The sequence below is a fragment of the Armatimonadota bacterium genome, from assembly GCA_036504095.1.
In the GTDB taxonomy this organism is placed as follows: domain Bacteria; phylum Armatimonadota; class DTGP01; order JAKQQT01; family JAKQQT01; genus DASXUL01.
On the sequence record DASXVS010000053.1, the window covers coordinates 64,826 to 80,452 of the forward strand.

Here is a 15,627-nt window from a genome sequence, read left to right on the forward strand (position 1 = left end):
CGGTCCATCCGGCCGCCCGCGACAGGCTCTGTGCTTTCTGGAAAGGGATGATTATGCGTTTGACACGGCCCCGAATGGCGCGCTCCGCATTTGCAGCTTTCAGCGTGGTCACAACCACCCTCAGCCTCGGCATCCTCGTTCACGCTCAGGACGGCGCCGAGCCTCCGAAACCGGAGACCGCGGCGCACCGCTTCAAGAACATCAAGGTGCTGAAAAAGCTCCCGGCCGACCAACTGATGGGGAACATGCGGGTGTACGCCAGATCGCTGGGCGTCCGCTGCACATTCTGCCACGTTGAAACGGCGCCGCGACAGGGGTTCGAGCGGGATGACAAGCCGACGAAACTCACCGCGCGCAAGATGATCGCCATGACGGCCAACCTGAACAAGCGCGAGAAGGCGCTGAAGGGCAAGGTGACCTGCTATACGTGCCACCGCGGCCAGCACGAACCGGAACCCATGCCGGCCATGCCGATGAGGGATGCGCCTCCCGGTGGCCAGCGCCCGCCCGAAGCCGGTGGCCAGCGTCCACCCGAACCAGAGGGCGAGCGAAACGAACGGGCGGAGAACGGGGAGAAGGACTGAGCGGTGGCTGGTCGTTGGAAGTGGGAAGCTGGAGGTTAGATTTCGGGAACCCAGACTCCAGCTTCCGCCCTTAGGTGCCATGCGGGCTTCTAGTCTTCTTCCGTTTCGCCTAATGCCCAGCGTCCTCCCTCAAACCACGGCACCAGCTTGTCGGCCCGCATCGCGTTTCGCCGCAATCTCATTCGACGCGCTCGTGTGTGGATTGGGCATAATGTAACCGGCGGTGCAGTGCGATACGCGCCCGGGTACGTCGAAGCACGGACGTTACACGGCATGCCGCGCCTTTCAGTGCCTGGCGAATGGATAGGAGAAGCAGATGAACACAAGATCCGTGTTGGTTGTCGTAGCCGCGGCGCTCGCCACGGCCGTCCCGGTGAACGCGAAGTTGAAGGTGGGAGATGCCCCGCCGCCCATGAAGATCGCCCGTTGGGTGAAGGGCACCCCGGTAACCCAGTTTGCGAAGGGCAAGGTCTACGTGGTGGAGTTCTGGGCCACATGGTGCGGCCCGTGCCGCGTCTCCATCCCGCACATCACCGATCTCGCCAAGAAGAACAAGGCCGTCATCTTTACCGGCGTGGACATCTGGGAGCGCGAGAAGGGCGCCGTTCGCGTGGCGAACGTAACCAAGTTCGTCAAGGACATGGGCCCGAAGATGGGTTACAACGTTGCGATGGAGGATGACGCGGGCACCATGGCCAAGACCTGGATGACCGCGGCGGGCCAGAACGGCATCCCCACGGCGTTCGTGATCGGCAAGAACGGACGCATCCAGTGGATCGGGCACCCGATGGAGCTGGACAACGTCCTCGGTCCCGTCCAGAAAGGTACGTTTGACGCCAAGGCGGCCGCCGCACTGCGCGAAAAGGCCGAGGCGGAGCAGGCAGCCAGGGGCAAGATGCTGGAACCGATCTCCAAGGCCGTTCAGGCGAACGATTTCAAGACGGCCGTCGCCGAAATGGACAAGCTGTTCGCCGCGCAGCCGGATATGGAAAAGCAGCTCGCCGGCGCGAAATATCAGTTCCTTTTCAAGGTTGATGAGAAGGCCGCGTTCGATTACGGAAAGCAGCTCACCGAGGGAATCTACAAGGACGATGCGATGCAGTTGAACGCCCTCGCATGGCTCGCGCTCGACGATCAGCGCGGCCCGAAGGTCAAGGACTACCCCACCATCATCGCCATGGCCGAGCGCGCGAACACCGTCACGAACGGCAAGAACCCCAACGTTCTGGACACCCTCGCTTCGGCGTACGCCAAGAGCGGAGATGCGGACAAGGCGATTGCCACGCAGGAACTGGCGGTGGCGAATCTGGACAAGAGCGCTTCGGAAGTGATGAAGAAGCAGTTTGCTGATCACCTCGCGGCATACAAGGCGAAAAAAGCCTAGCGATGCGGTTAGCGAATAGACACAACGGGCGCCGCATCCGCACCGGAGCGCGGCGCCCTCCGGCGCGCCTGCCCTCGAGAACCCGCCGCCCCCGGAGCGTTTCGTGACGGAGATCGTGCGAAACGCTCTGGGGGGGTTCGTGAACCTCCCGGTGTGGGTGGTCGGGGGCGCCGTCCGCGATTGGGCGCTGGGCCGCCCGGCGAAAGATATTGACCTGGCCATCGACGGCGACGCGGCAGCCTTCGGGCGCGAGATCGCCTGTTCCGCGGGAGGCCATTTCTTCGTCATGCATCCCGCCTCTCAGACGGCGCGGGTGGCTTTTGCGGATGGCGCGTGGCTCGATATCGTGCCGCTTCCCTTAGGGCTGGATGCCGATCTGAAGCGGCGCGATTTCACGGTCAACGCGATGGCGCTTCCGCTGGACTTCTACATGCAGGCCCCCGAACCCGGGGGCCTGCCGCCGGCGCCCCCCTCACAACTGGCGGATCCAACCGGCGGATGGAGCGATCTCGGCGAGCGAATCATACGGGTGACCCATCCCCGGGTTTTCGAGGAAGATCCGCTTCGCACGCTGCGCGGGCTGCGCTTGCTGGCAACCCTCGGCGGCTCGCACATCCAAACCGAATCCCTTGCACTGCTGCGCGACGCCGCGCCCCTTCTGTCCACGACCTCGCCGGAACGGCTCCGCGATGAGTGGCTCAGCACGCTTGATGTGCCGGATGGCGGCCGCGCTGTGCTCGCCGCCGCCGAGATGGGTCTGCTGGATTCCATCGTTCCGCAATGGCGCGACATGGTCGGCGTGACCCAGAATCCCTACCACCACCTGGACGTGTGGGACCACACCCTTGCGGTGCTGCGCGAGTTCGATGGTTTCTGCGGCTCCGGAGGCGGCATGCCGGGTGAACTGCAAGGGCCAGTGCGCGAGTATCTCCGGGAATACGTTTCGCCGCCGCACAGCCGTCGGGCGCTGCTGAGGCTGGCGATCCTTCTGCACGACAGCGGTAAACCGGAGACGCGCTCCGAAGACGAAGAGGGGCGGATTCGCTTCCTCTCCCACGAGCACACCAGCGAGGGTCTGGCTCGCTCCTGGGCCGTGCGTCACCGTCTCAGCGGCCGCGAACGCGCGTTCCTGGGCGCCGTGGTGGGGCTTCACATGCGCCCGGGCGGTTTGCTTGCGCCGGAGGTGTCCACCCGCGCCGTGACGCGGTTCTTCCGGGACGCCGGCCCTGCTGCACCCGCGCTCCTGTTGCTCAATGTAGCCGACCGTCTCGCCGCGCGCGGCCCCTGGACCACCGACGAAGAGGTGGAGACGCAGGTTGAGGGCTCCTGGCGCCTGCTGGGCCAGTGGGTTGAGATGAAGAACACTGTTGCCCTGCCACTGCCCATTTCAGGCAAGGACCTCATGGAGGCGTTCGTCCTCTCCCCCGGCCCCCGCATCGGACGCATAATCCAGGCCCTTCGCGATGTCCATGCGGAAACGCCGTTCGCGGACCGCGAAAGCGCGCTGGAGGCCGCTCGGCAGATTGTGAACGGCGCCGAGGATACCGTGACGCCGCCACAGGGTATACAGTAACGTCGGCGTTCGCGGAAAAACCTCAATCTCCATTTAAGACTCCCGGCCTATACTCCTACCTAATTGGAGGGTTCTATTATGAGACTCATTGCTATTGGATTGGCCGCATTGGTTGGTTCCGGGTCGCTTGTCTCCGCGGCGGTCGATCATACTGCCCTTGTTCCGCCCAATGGCGGCGCCACGCCTATCTCCGAAAACAACTGGGGCATGGTGACCGCACCGGTGTATGGCACCTCGGAGTCGGGGGTGTATAAAGACGCCGAACTGTTCGCCGGGCCTGCCAAGTTCCATTCGACCTACTATCACGGCGTGCTCCCTAACGGGCGCATCGTCAAGCCCGCGGGGATCAGCGTGCAAGTCGGGATGAACCCGCTGGCCATCCGCCTGACGCCGGACGGCAGGTACCTGGTTACCAGCAATGACGACGAGCGCAACGGCAGCGTGGACAGCCCGTCCGGCAAGTCGCTGCGGAGCGATGTGAACAAAGGCGGGTATTCGGTGTCGGTCGTCGATGCGAAGACGATGTCGGTTGTGTCCCAGATCGGCGCGGGGCCGGTTTTCGCCGGGTTGCAGATTACCGGGAAAGGACCCTACACCGTCTGGGCCTCGGGCGGACCATCGAACAGCATCAAGGTATTCACCATCTCGCCGGCCGGCGTGATCGCGTCCGGCGGTCCGGACATCCTGATCGCCCCGATCCTGCCGTCCGACAAGGGATATGTGTCCAACTACACGCCGGCGCCGGCTTTCAACACTGCAAACACCGACGGCGTAAGGCCCGCCGTTCCCATCGGGTTTGACCGGGCATCCGGAGCGCATACAACATACCCGGCGGGCTCGGCCCTCAGCCCTGACGGGCGCTTCCTGTACGTGGCGTGCAACGGTGACAACAGCGTTGCCGTCATCCGCACGGCATCGCGAAAAGTCGTCCGCCAGGTCCCGGTCGGATATTTCCCGTACGACGTGGCCGTAAGCGCTGACGGCGTGACGGTGGCCGTATCGAACTGGGGCATCACCGAGTACAAATTCAAGGCGCCGGAGTACGACGAAGCAGGCCGGTTGACCGCCATCAAACCGTTGAACGGCAATCAGCCGGACGGTTTCTATGTGCCCACGACCGACACTGAAGGCAAACTGCCGAAGACCTCGTCGGTGTCTGTACTGATCGCGGCAGGTGGAGACGGCGCCCGCCTCGAAGCCTCCAATTCCGTTTACCACGGGAAAGCCCTCGACGCCTTGAACCAGGTTGGCGACACTCACCCCTCCGCGTTGGCGATCGCCAAAAGGACAGCGGGCAGAAAGTCCGAGAACGTGGTCTTCGTCGCCAAGGCCAACTCGGACAGCCTGGGCGTCTTTGTGCCCGGTGCGAAGTCGCGGATGCCTGATGTTGATCTTTCGCCGGTGCGCGTCTCCCTGAAAGACGGGCATCCCGTCCACGGAGCCTACCCCAACGCCATCGCGTATTCACCCCGGGACCGGAGGCTATACGTCGCGGAGGCCGGCATCAATTCGGTCGCGGTTCTGGATGCGTCCAACCTGCTGCGTCCACGGTTGATCGGCCGGATTCCGACCGGGTGGTATCCCACGGGTGTGACGATCAGCCCCGACGGCCGATCGCTCTACATCCTGAACGCCAAGGGCATCGGCGAGGACATCAACCCCCGTACACCGGTGCCATCGGAACACAATCCCACCGGCCTGGAGTCGTTCGCCGACAGCAACTACGTGTTCGGCAGCGTGCAGAAAATGGACCTTGCGGGACTGCGACTGGACAACACGGCCGTCCTTCAGAGCAATTTTGCGCTCCACAAGCCGGCAGACACCTCTGTCGTCCCGGCCGGCGGAAAGCCGTCATCGAAGATCGACCACGTGTTCTTCATCCTGCATGAGAACAAGACGTTCGACTCCATGCTGGGGTCAGCCGGCGACCATTTTGGCCCGTACGCCAGCCTCGCCTACAACAACCCCGATGGCTCTGCCTACACCGACCGCCAGTACACCGGCGTCTCGGTCAATACGCAGTCTCTGGCCAGGAACTTCGCCACCGCCGTGAACTACTACTCCGATTCCGAAGAAAGCGATGCCGGCCACATGTTCGCCAGTTCGGGAACGGCGACCGATTACACGGAGAAGACGCTGCTCGTTAAGCGCGGCCGCGGAACGTTGGTGGAAAAGAACATGGAGCCCGAGGATTACCCGGAAGGCGGCTTCATATTCAACAACGCCGCCCGCCACGGCGTCTCATTCAAGGACTTCGGAGACCTGATTCGGATCGCCGGCACCGACGAGGGGACAAGCACTCCCACAACGATGGGCGATCCTCCCAGCGGCCTGGCGGGATTCCCGGCCCTTGCGCCGGACGCGTCGTCGGTTTCGAATCCGTTGAGCACGGTCGGCGACGTTGATTCGCCGACGCGCGGCCTTGGACAGTCCTACTTCCTGTCGCTGCCGATCCTCGCCATCCTTGGTGGCAAGAACGCAAATGGCGAGGATCGGCTGGACCGAAACTACCCGGGTTACAATTTCAATATTTCGGACCAGCGCCGCGCGAAGGAGTTCATCCGCGATTTTGACCGGATGGTCGCCAATAACACGCTTCCGAAGTTCGTGCATATCTACCAGCCCAACGACCATACGGGCGGTCTCCAGGCGCCGAACAAGTCCGAGGTTGGGGGGGCGCCGCTCCAGCAGGTTGCGGACGGCGACGTGGGGCTCGGGATGGTGGTCGAGCATATCATGCGCAGTCCCGCCTATTACAATGCGGCAACAGGCAAGGGCAGCGCTATTTTCGTGAGTTACGACGACGCGCAGGGCTGCCTCGACCATATCCACCCGCACCGAACCCCGCTTCTCGTTATCAGCCCATACGCCAAGCCGGGATACGCCGGGAAACGGCACTACGTGACGGCCTCCATCGTCAAGACGGAGGAGCTGCTTCTGGGCCTGCCGCCGAACAATCTGGGCGACCTGTTCGCCACAGATCTGCGCGACATGTTCCAGTCCGGGTACAACGGCATCACGGCCGACAGCCTCCACATCACCAAGGTTGCCCGCTATGACGCGACTCCCGAAGGCAAGAGGATCTGGAAACTGGTTGACCGCCTGGACCTGTCCGGTCCGGACCGCGACAGTTACCGCGTAGCGCGTCTCGGCCGGATTTCGGCGCAGGCCGACACGTGGCACCGGGAAGCAGCAAGGCGCAATCGCCTTGGCTCGCCGGCGTACGCGAGATTGCAGGACCGGCTCTTCGGCGCGGCAACGCGCCTAGTGGCTTCAGCGTCAAGGGACGACTAGTCGGGTGACAGGTGGCTATGCCGCAGTGTGGCCGGCCTCCGCGCCGGCCACCCGTCATTTGACACCCGCCACCCGGCTACAATGAGCGTATGCAAAGAGCCGATCTCCACCTGCACACAACCGTCTCGGACGGCGTTCTCGAGCCCCTCGCCCTAGTCAAGGCCTGCTCCGCGCTGGGCCTCGCCGCTATCGCCATCACGGACCACGACGTGACCGACGGCGTGGAGGAAGCGGTGGCTGCGGGGTTGAAGCACGGCGTGGAGGTCATCGCCGGCGTGGAGATCAACACGGACCACGGGCCAACCGAGATCCACATCCTGGGTTATGGGCTGAATCTTGCCGACCCGGGCTTTCAGAAGACGATGACGTGGCTGCGCGAAGGCCGCGTGAGCCGCGCCCGCGAGATGGTCGGCCTGTTGCGCCGCCTGGGCGCGCCCGTATCCTGGGAGCGCGTGCAGGAGATCTCGGGCCGCGGCGCCATCGGCCGCCCGCACCTGGCGGAAGCCCTCATCGAGGAAGGCCATGTGCCCAGCCGCGCGGAAGCGTTCATCCGCTACCTCGGCAACGACGGCCCGGCCTATGTGCCGCGTGAGCGTTTCAACGCGGTCGAAGCCATCGCCACGATCCGTGGCGCGGGCGGGGTGGCCGTTGTCGCACACCCGGTGAAGATCGGTGACGACACGCTGATTCCGGCGCTCGTGGAATCAGGCCTCGGCGGTATCGAGGCATACCACCCGGACCATTCCGACGAAGATGCTGCGCGATATTGCCGAATGGCGGATCAACTGGGCGTCGTCTGGACCGGCGGAAGCGATTTCCACGGCAACAACGAATCCCGCCCCCTCGCCTGCCGCACCGTACCGTACTCCCAGGTGGAAGCGCTACTCGCGGAGACGCAACGATTCCGAGCCGAATTGAACCATTGACCAATGGTCAACTGACATTTGCCATTGATCGGACCCTTCGCCCGGCCAATGGCAAATGACCAATGGCGAATGCTCAATGGCTGATTCCTGAACTAGAATAAGCCTATGAGCACAGAACAGAGTCCTCTCAACGGCAAGACCATCATCCTGGGCGTGACGGCCAGCATCGCGGCCTACAAAGCGGCGGACCTCTGCAGCCGCCTCGTCAAGGCCGGCGCCGATGTGCGCGTGCTGATGACGCCCAACGCGACGAAACTGGTCGGGCCCTGCACTTTCGAAGGGCTGACCCACCGGCCCACCGCCGTGGATATGTTCGCGCCGGACGACACGTGGGAGGCCGTGCTGGAGCGCGAAGGCGCCGCCGACCTCTATATCATTGCGCCGTGCACCGGCGACTGCCTCGCGCGGATCGCCGCCGGCATGGCCAATGATTTTGTCTCCGCCGCCGCGCTCGCCGCCACGTGCCCGGTTCTGGTGGCGCCCGCGATGGCCACGCCGATGTGGCTCAACTTAAGGACCCAGCGCAACGTTGCCGAGTTGAAAGCGGATGGTATCCACTTCGTCGGTCCCGATGAGGGACGCCTCGCTACCGGCCGCACCGGCCCCGGCCGGATGAGCGAACCGGCGGACATCGTGGAAGCCGCGGAAAGACTATTGTCAGTGGGTCAATGGGTCCATGGGTCAACCGGACAAGGCCCGGATCCGTTGACTCGTTCACCCATTGACCCATTAACTCGTTCACCCCTTCCCGTTTCCCATCGCTTCCTGGTGACGGCCGGGCCGACGCAGGAAGCGCTGGACCCCGTGCGGATGCTCACAAACCGCAGCACGGGCAAAATGGGCATCGCGGTGGCGGAAGCCGCCGCCGCGCGCGGCGCCGATGTGACGCTCGTCCTGGGGCCAACTCACTTATCGGACCCGCCGGGAGTCAAGACCGTCCGCGTGACGACCGCCGACGAGATGCGCGCCGCCGCGATGCAGGCGTTCGAGACCGCCGATGTCGTGGTGGCCGCCGCCGCCGTGGCCGACTATCGCCCCGCCATTTCGTCGCCCCAGAAAGTGAAGAAGTCGGAAGGTCCGGCCTCTATCGCCCTGGAGCGCACCCCGGACATTCTGGCGGAAATGGGCCGCAACAAGCGTCCCGGCCAGATCCTCATCGGATTCGCCGCCGAGACGGAAAACCTCATCGAAAATGCCCGCGCGAAACTGGCCGCCAAGAACCTGGACGCGGTGGTCGCCAACGATGTGACGCGCGAGGGCGCCGGCTTCGGCGCGGACACCAACGTTGCCACGCTGATAACGGCGGAAGGCTGCTCGGAATTGGGCCCGATGCCCAAGCGCGCAATGGCGGAGGCCATCCTGGATGCCGTTCTGGAGCCTGGAGTCCAGGGCGGAGCACCCGAGCTCGAGTGACCTCATCCAACTTCCCACCTCCGTCTTCCAACCTCCAATGAACGGCACGCCGATTGCTGGTGTTTGACCTCGGGAAGTCTCGGGTCTAGCATGAACGCTGGTGGCTGGGATCCAACTTCCAATATCAAACTTCCAACCTCCAATTTCCGTTTACCCGCAGCCCGTATGGGCTAGCAAGAAAGGAGCTGAGACGAGATGAGCAGTGAGAAACACCTGTTCACGTCGGAGTCGGTCACAGAAGGCCACCCCGACAAAATGGCCGACCAGATATCCGACGCGGTACTGGACGCCATCCTGACTGAGGACGAGAATGCGCGCGTCGCGTGCGAGACGTTCCTCACCACCGGCCTGTGCGTCGTCGGCGGGGAGATCACGACGAACACCTACGTGGACATTCCCACCCTGGTGCGCCAGACCATCGCGGACATCGGCTACACGCGCGCCAAATTCGGCTTCGACGCCGAGACCTGCGGCGTGGTAACGGCCATCCAGCACCAGAGCCCCGACATCGCGCAAGGCGTGGACATCGGTGGAGCGGGCGATCAGGGCATGATGTTCGGTTTCGCGTGCACCGAAACCGAAGAACTCATGCCGATGCCCATCATGATGGCCCACAAACTGTGCCGCCAGTTGACCTACGTTCGCAAGACCAACCAGATCCCGTACCTGCGCCCGGACGGCAAGAGCCAGGTAACCGTCGAGTACGATGGCACGAAGGTCGTCCGCATCGACACCGTGCTCATCTCCTCCCAGCACGCGCCGACGATCCCCGCGGAAACGATCAAAGAGGACATCATTGAGCGCGTCATCAAGCCCATCCTCCCGGCCGGCCTCTGGGATGCCGACACCCACTTCCTGGTAAACCCCACCGGCAAGTTCGCCGTTGGCGGCCCGCAGGGCGATACCGGCCTCACAGGCCGCAAGATCATCGTGGATACCTACGGCGGCGCGGCCCCGCACGGCGGCGGCTGCTTCTCCGGCAAGGATCCGACCAAGGTTGACCGCAGCGCCACCTACATGGCGCGTTATGTGGCCAAGAATATCGTGGCCGCCGGCCTGGCCGAACGCTGCGAACTCCAGGTTGCGTACGCGATCGGCGTTGCGGAACCGGTGAGCCTCGCGGTGAAATCCTTCGGCACCGGCAAGATCAGCGACGCCGAAATCGTGGCGCTCGTGCGCCGCTACTTCGATATGACGCCCAAGGGCATCATCACGAAGCTCGGCCTGCGCCGGCCGATCTACAAGCAGACGGCCGCCTACGGCCACTTCGGCCGCACGGACCTTGCTGTGCCGTGGGAAGAGACCGACATGGCGGAGACGCTGAAGACCGCCGCCGGCCTCAAAGCCGCCGAAAAGCTGATCGAAGCGTAGGCTAAGGGCTGAGGGGCAAGGGCCGAGGGCTGAGACCCGAAAACCCAAAACGTGACCGGGGGGTCGTCCATTCGGACGGCCCCCTTGTTCGTTTTACTCCAAGGAGATTCTAGGGTTCTGCTGGAAGCCCCTTTTCGAGCATTCCTGCGACGGCGGCTCGCAACACTGGAAGCTCAGCCGTGGCGGCATTCCAGATGATGGTCTCATCGGCGGCGAAGTAGGCGTGCACGATTACGTTGCGGAAACCACGTTCACGCCGCATAGAGCACCTTCGCGCTGGTCAGGACCTCGTCGCGGATCAGTGGTTTGAGGCCGCGCTTGGACACAAGGTCAACCCGGCGCCCCAGCAACTCCTCCAATTGCTGTTGCAGGCCGATAAATGCGATCAGGCCGATCTTCGCGTCCGGCTGAAACGACACGAGGAGGTCAATGTCGCTGTCCGCGCGAAAGTCTTCACGCACGGCGGAACCGAAGACCGCCAGCTCGGCGACTTTGTACCGGCGGCAGAGGTCCTCTATCTTCTTTATCGGTATGTTCAGATCCTTCAGCATGTCTGTTTCCAACACAGATTGTAGCCCAAACTGTGCTCCGTCGCCACAACCGGCCAGGTGACTTCCATCAGGGCGCGGCCCCCTTTGGTTTGCCGGTTTCACCTGCGCGGCTCCAAACTGAGCTTGTTGCCTCTTTAGCGTACCGGTTCGGAAAGGGACTCTCCCGACTATGAAATGGATATTCCTGGTAACGCTAGTGGTCTTCGCCTGGAGGGCTGTCGATGTAGGCCTGTACCTGCTGCACAAGAGGACGAAGGAACCCGTTCTATATTTCATCTACTACCTGGCATGCCTGCTCCTGCTGGTGCCCATCGTGCTGCAAGCCTTCAGCACAAACCATGGAAATGAAATTGAAGGCTGGTGGGGTTGGCTGGTCGCTGTTGTGTTCCTGGGTCCGGAGATTATCGACCGACTGTGCGGAAAAGAAAGCGAATGGCAATACCTCTGGCGCCACCGCCACGACCCCGTGTGGCCGTACGGGCGTAAGCAAGATGAACCACCCTCAGGCGAACCTGGTGAGCGGCGATGAACCAGGCATCCTCGGGTCCGGGTTCCGGATTCCAAGACTCGAAACCAGGAACTCGAAACTCGGAACTGAAAAATAATTTGTAGGTTTTGGTAGAAATTTGTTGTATTAGTTTGTTTTAGGCTATTTGTTGCATGACGACCCTGGATCGCCACTCTTTCGAGAAAGGGACACACCCATGCGACACCGGTTCAGCTTCGCGACCCTCGCAATGCTCCTCTGCCTGACGGCCGTTCCCGCCTCCGCGACGACCATCCTCTACGTAGACGACGCAGCGCCCGGCCCCGTTCACGACGGCTCCACGTGGGGAACCGCCTTCACCACCATCCAGCCGGCCCTCGACATCGCGCCGGCCGGGTCGGAAGTGTGGGTGAGGGGCGGTCTATACTCCGTAAGCCTCGTCGTCACCCGGCCCGGCATCACCCTCCTCCAGAAGGAGCAGGACTACTCGGTGACGCTCTCCGCCGCCGATCCGCTCCTGCCGATCGTCAATATCGCCGCCACCGCGACAGGTTTCACGCTCGGCGGCTTCAACCTAACGGGGGCCGGGACGCGGGGCGCCATCCGATGTGACGCAACCGGCGTTGCCATCACCGGCTGCCGGATACTCAACAACGGCGTCGCCGGCGGCGATGCCGGAGGCATCTACTGCCGCGCCGGTTCCTCCGCAACGATCAGCCACTGCGAGATCGGCGGTAACAAAGCCCGGAACGGCGGCGGGATACTATGCCTCAACGCCACGACCAGCATCATCAACAACGTGATCAGGGACAATGCTGCGTCTTACACCGCCACGGGTAACGAGGGCACCGACGGCTTCAGCGTCGAGGGTGGCGGCGTAGCCGTCTTCGGCGGGACGGCCGTCATCCGCGACAACGAGATCCACCACAACACGGCAACGGTCACGGTGACGATGCCGATGGCGGGGATCATCTACTCGGCGGGTGGGGGCCTGGCGGTGGACGGGGCCAGCGCCACTGTGGTGAACAACACGGTGGCTTATAACACGTGCAGCCACAACAGGGAGAACCCGAACGGCTCGGCTTACGGAGGTGTGTTCTTCTACGGATCGGGTACGTTCGGCAACAACATCGTTGCGTTCAATACCGCGTTCGTCAACGGTTCGCCCTCGGGCTATGGCAGCGGGTACATCGTCCCCCGGTGGTGGACCTCGGACACCCTTACGTCTCACAACAACCTTTTCTGGGGAAACACGCCGGACGACAGCGCGCAGTGGACCGTTTCGGGCGGCAATTTCACGGGCGATCCAAAATTCGTCTCGGGCGGCGTGAGCCCGTACGACTATCGGCTGTCACTCGGATCCTCGGCGATCGATGCCGGCGACGACAGCTACGTGCTGCCGGGCGAGATCGACCAGCGCGGCAACCCCCGCCTCATCGGCCTGCATGTTGACTGCGGCGCGTATGAGTACCCGGAAGCCGTCGTTCAGCCCGTTCTACGCACCTATGTCCGCGCGGACGGCAGCGACGCGGCCGACGGCACAACCTGGGCGACCGCGAAGGCCACCCCCAACGCGGGCATCAGCGCGGTATCGCCGGGCGGCGAGGTTTGGGTTGCCCAGGGCGTGTACACCGGCAAGGTGTATTTCCGGACGAAGGTATCGCTTCTCGGCGGATTCGCTGTCGGCGATACGGACAAGTCGGCCCGCAACCCCGCCACCCGCACTACCGTGCTGGACGGCGGGCAGTCGTCGCCGGTTGTAACGATACCCGACACGGCCAGCCTGGTGACCGTGGACGGCTTCACTATCCGCAACGGCAAGATCGGCTGGGGGCAGAGCCCGTATGGCGCCGGCATCTACTGCCTCGGACAGAGCGCCGTCATCTCCAACAATATCATCAGCGGCAATGTCATTGACTTCGGGGAGGACAATCCGGAGGCGTACGGCGCCGGGGTGTACGTGCTGGGTGGATCGGTTGCTGTGCGGAACAACGTCTTCAGAGCGAATAGCATTCACCTTGTCCAGTGGATGACGTTCCCCCAGTTTGGCAATATCGTCATCACGCAAGGGGGGGCGTTGTATCTTCGCAACACAAGCGCCCAGGTGGTAGGTAACTTATTCGACTCGAACTACCTGAGGTCAGTCGCCGAAGGCGCGGCGGCCTCCCAGAAGGAAGCGCTGGGCGCCGCGATCTTCGCATCCGGCACTTGGGGGAGCATCACGAACAACACCATCGTGTCCAACACCGTAACGGATTCGATGAGCTTCTCGCACCCCGGGGCGCAGGGTGGCGCGGTTTACCTGGAATCGGTCGGTAGCTCACTGGTGTTCGGCAACAACCTGATCGTGCAGAACTCATCGGGTGTAATGGGCCTCACCGCCAACCCGCCGCTCTCGAACAACGACGTGTGGGGCAACGCCGGCGGTAACTACGGCCTGCCGGATCCCACCGGTACAGGCGGCAGCATCAGCGCGGATCCTCTATTCGTTGACTCTATACACGCCAACTATCGGTTGGCCGCCGGTTCGCCCGCGGTGAATACCGGGTCGAACGCCATCGCGTGGCCGGTGACGGACCTGGACGGCAAGCCCCGCATCATCGGCGGCACGATCGACATGGGCGCCTACGAACGTGGGCCAGCCACTGCCATCACCATGGGGGACGTTGCCTCCGCCCTTCGCATCGCCGCCGGCTTGGCAACCGCAACGGGCGCAGATATGGACCGCCTCGACACCGCGCCAACCCCACCCCGAACGATCGACGTGCTGGACGCCGTCATTCTGGCGCACGCATTCTAGTTTCGAGCGGACCATCACGCAGATATCAACCGAGGGGGATGTCGACAAGGACAGCCCCCTCGGTTGATTCCTCACCGCCTTGAGTTCACTCCTCAGGTTGAGGGGGTTCTCTCTGCGGCCATATTGATTCCAGGTCCCGTGCGCCGTGGACGAAGGCGAGTATACAGATGCGCTGCGGAGAGACCTGATAGATTAGCCGGTAGCGTTGGACAACGATTTCACGGATGTCGTTCAGCTCAACTTCCGGGACGATCCGCCCGCTCCCTGGGAATAGGCTCAGCCGCTCTACGGCGAAAAAGACTGCCGAAACGAGGGCGGCAGCGAACCGTGGAGAGTCACGCGCTATGAACGCCGCCGCTTCATCCACGTCGCCGAGCGCAACATCCGTCCACTCTATGCGTCTAGCCATCGGGAAAGTCGTCGCTCCGCGTCTTCGTGGCTCATAAGCCGTCCCTCCTGCACGTCGAGCAGGCCTCGCGCCACCTTCTGCCGGACATAGATGTGGTACTGGATATCCTCGTACGACACATCGTCTGGCAACTCCTCGAGCATGCGCGAAACCTCGAATTTGGCTGATCCCATCTCGTCCTCCTGTACTATTGTGCCATGGGGCGAGGGATACCGCCAACCAGGCTGGTCCGGCCTTAGGCAGATCGAGGTGTAAGCAGGGATACCGCGTGCCGGGTGGCGGGTGTCAGCACTTGAAACTCGACGCCCACTACCGGAAACCCGACACGGGGGCCGCATCCACATCGAATGCGGGCTGTTAGGTCGTGAGGTTTCGGGGTCTGCCACGTCAGACACCTATACTGACCGTGGCATAGTGTACAATCGCCGGGCGGAAGGGGTCTGATCACCGTGAAGTGGTTCTTGCTGGCGCTCGTAGTCTTCGTGGGTTTGAGTGTCATCCTGGAGATCCGCGCGGTCTATCGGAAGCCGACGAAGTACGAGGTGCTCTCGCTCGCGTACTGGGTCCTGATGCTCCTCTTGCTAGTGCCGTTGGTGCATGAGTTCCTCGGCCTTCACAGAGAGGCGGAGATCAACCGGCGCTATTTCCCACTGCTCCTTGTCTGGTTTTTTGGACAGGAGATTGTCAACAGGTTGTGTGGCCGAGAGGGCCTGTGGAGCGGAGTCTGGCGTAATCACAACGATCCGGTTTGGGCGTCCAAGCCGGAATCGGACGCCGCGAAGCCAGGGGCGCAAGGTCCGACGCCCCCGTCAGGAACCTAGCACGCTTCCTCTGT

General features: G+C 63.1%; 14 protein-coding genes. 10 read left to right on the forward strand and 4 right to left on the reverse strand.

Annotated features, from left to right (window positions below; translation table 11 throughout):
- Positions 1 to 53 precede the first annotated feature (53 nt).
- The 7 genes from VGM51_13285 (at position 54) to metK (ending at position 10,545) form a co-directional block, all read left to right on the forward strand.
- Positions 54 to 584 carry a c-type cytochrome gene (locus tag VGM51_13285; protein HEY3414008.1) on the forward strand — a complete coding sequence of 177 codons (531 nt, stop codon included), beginning with the start codon at positions 54 to 56 and terminating at the stop codon, positions 582 to 584.
- A gap of 316 nt (positions 585 to 900) precedes the next feature.
- On the forward strand, positions 901 to 1,968 hold the full coding sequence (locus VGM51_13290; protein ID HEY3414009.1) for a thioredoxin domain-containing protein: 1,068 nt from the start codon (positions 901 to 903) through the stop codon (positions 1,966 to 1,968).
- A 103-nt stretch (positions 1,969 to 2,071) separates the two neighbouring features.
- A complete protein-coding gene (locus tag VGM51_13295) occupies positions 2,072 to 3,541 on the forward strand; it encodes an HD domain-containing protein (GenBank protein HEY3414010.1) in 1,470 nt (489 codons plus the stop codon).
- A 78-nt stretch (positions 3,542 to 3,619) separates the two neighbouring features.
- Positions 3,620 to 6,835, forward strand: coding sequence for a bifunctional YncE family protein/alkaline phosphatase family protein (locus VGM51_13300; protein ID HEY3414011.1), 3,216 nt, complete (start codon positions 3,620 to 3,622; stop codon positions 6,833 to 6,835).
- An 89-nt stretch (positions 6,836 to 6,924) separates the two neighbouring features.
- Positions 6,925 to 7,761: a PHP domain-containing protein gene (locus VGM51_13305; protein HEY3414012.1), complete on the forward strand. Its 837-nt coding sequence runs from the start codon at positions 6,925 to 6,927 to the stop codon at positions 7,759 to 7,761.
- A 105-nt stretch (positions 7,762 to 7,866) separates the two neighbouring features.
- The gene (gene coaBC / locus VGM51_13310; protein ID HEY3414013.1) at positions 7,867 to 9,174 is read left to right on the forward strand and encodes a bifunctional phosphopantothenoylcysteine decarboxylase/phosphopantothenate--cysteine ligase CoaBC; all 1,308 of its coding nucleotides are present in this window, start codon (positions 7,867 to 7,869) and stop codon (positions 9,172 to 9,174) included.
- 195 nt (positions 9,175 to 9,369) lie between these two features.
- The gene (gene metK, locus VGM51_13315; protein ID HEY3414014.1) at positions 9,370 to 10,545 is read left to right on the forward strand and encodes a methionine adenosyltransferase; all 1,176 of its coding nucleotides are present in this window, start codon (positions 9,370 to 9,372) and stop codon (positions 10,543 to 10,545) included.
- A 109-nt stretch (positions 10,546 to 10,654) separates the two neighbouring features.
- Here the strand turns inward: metK and VGM51_13320 are convergent, their stop codons facing one another.
- Positions 10,655 to 10,807, reverse strand: coding sequence for a HepT-like ribonuclease domain-containing protein (locus VGM51_13320; GenBank protein ID HEY3414015.1), 153 nt, complete (start codon positions 10,805 to 10,807; stop codon positions 10,655 to 10,657).
- Entirely contained in the window at positions 10,797 to 11,096 is a 300-nt protein-coding gene (locus VGM51_13325) for a nucleotidyltransferase family protein (protein HEY3414016.1), read from the reverse strand. Before VGM51_13325 ends, VGM51_13320 begins: the two co-directional genes overlap by 11 nt.
- A 169-nt stretch (positions 11,097 to 11,265) precedes the next feature.
- Here VGM51_13325 and VGM51_13330 point away from each other — a divergent pair, with 169 nt between their 5' ends.
- Complete coding sequence (locus VGM51_13330; protein HEY3414017.1) at positions 11,266 to 11,625, forward strand: hypothetical protein; 360 nt, start codon at positions 11,266 to 11,268, stop codon at positions 11,623 to 11,625.
- Positions 11,626 to 11,800: 175 nt separating this feature from the next.
- Positions 11,801 to 14,383, forward strand: coding sequence for a choice-of-anchor Q domain-containing protein (locus tag VGM51_13335; protein ID HEY3414018.1), 2,583 nt, complete (start codon positions 11,801 to 11,803; stop codon positions 14,381 to 14,383).
- Between the two features lie 85 nt (positions 14,384 to 14,468).
- Here the strand turns inward: VGM51_13335 and VGM51_13340 are convergent, their stop codons facing one another.
- The gene (locus VGM51_13340; GenBank protein ID HEY3414019.1) at positions 14,469 to 14,792 is read right to left on the reverse strand and encodes a type II toxin-antitoxin system RelE/ParE family toxin; all 324 of its coding nucleotides are present in this window, start codon (positions 14,790 to 14,792) and stop codon (positions 14,469 to 14,471) included.
- A complete protein-coding gene (locus VGM51_13345) occupies positions 14,777 to 14,965 on the reverse strand; it encodes a hypothetical protein (protein ID HEY3414020.1) in 189 nt (62 codons plus the stop codon). The genes VGM51_13340 and VGM51_13345 overlap by 16 nt, the downstream gene beginning before the upstream one ends.
- Positions 14,966 to 15,241: 276 nt before the next feature.
- Here VGM51_13345 and VGM51_13350 point away from each other — a divergent pair, with 276 nt between their 5' ends.
- Complete coding sequence (locus VGM51_13350) at positions 15,242 to 15,613, forward strand: hypothetical protein (GenBank protein ID HEY3414021.1); 372 nt, start codon at positions 15,242 to 15,244, stop codon at positions 15,611 to 15,613.
- The last annotated feature ends 14 nt before the right edge of the window (positions 15,614 to 15,627 follow it).

Bases quoted from the DNA above. Each gene is read 5' to 3' on its own strand.
- VGM51_13285 (HEY3414008.1), top strand. From the start codon at position 54: ATGCGTTTGACACGGCCCCGAATGGCGCGCTCCGCATTTGCAGCTTTC.
- VGM51_13290 (HEY3414009.1), top strand. From the start codon at position 901: ATGAACACAAGATCCGTGTTGGTTGTCGTAGCCGCGGCGCTCGCCACG.
- VGM51_13300 (HEY3414011.1), top strand. From the start codon at position 3,620: ATGAGACTCATTGCTATTGGATTGGCCGCATTGGTTGGTTCCGGGTCG.
- VGM51_13305 (HEY3414012.1), top strand. From the start codon at position 6,925: ATGCAAAGAGCCGATCTCCACCTGCACACAACCGTCTCGGACGGCGTT.
- coaBC (HEY3414013.1), top strand. From the start codon at position 7,867: ATGAGCACAGAACAGAGTCCTCTCAACGGCAAGACCATCATCCTGGGC.
- metK (HEY3414014.1), top strand. From the start codon at position 9,370: ATGAGCAGTGAGAAACACCTGTTCACGTCGGAGTCGGTCACAGAAGGC.
- VGM51_13320 (HEY3414015.1), bottom strand. From the start codon at position 10,807: ATGCGGCGTGAACGTGGTTTCCGCAACGTAATCGTGCACGCCTACTTC.
- VGM51_13325 (HEY3414016.1), bottom strand. From the start codon at position 11,096: ATGCTGAAGGATCTGAACATACCGATAAAGAAGATAGAGGACCTCTGC.
- VGM51_13330 (HEY3414017.1), top strand. From the start codon at position 11,266: ATGAAATGGATATTCCTGGTAACGCTAGTGGTCTTCGCCTGGAGGGCT.
- VGM51_13335 (HEY3414018.1), top strand. From the start codon at position 11,801: ATGCGACACCGGTTCAGCTTCGCGACCCTCGCAATGCTCCTCTGCCTG.
- VGM51_13340 (HEY3414019.1), bottom strand. From the start codon at position 14,792: ATGGCTAGACGCATAGAGTGGACGGATGTTGCGCTCGGCGACGTGGAT.
- VGM51_13345 (HEY3414020.1), bottom strand. From the start codon at position 14,965: ATGGGATCAGCCAAATTCGAGGTTTCGCGCATGCTCGAGGAGTTGCCA.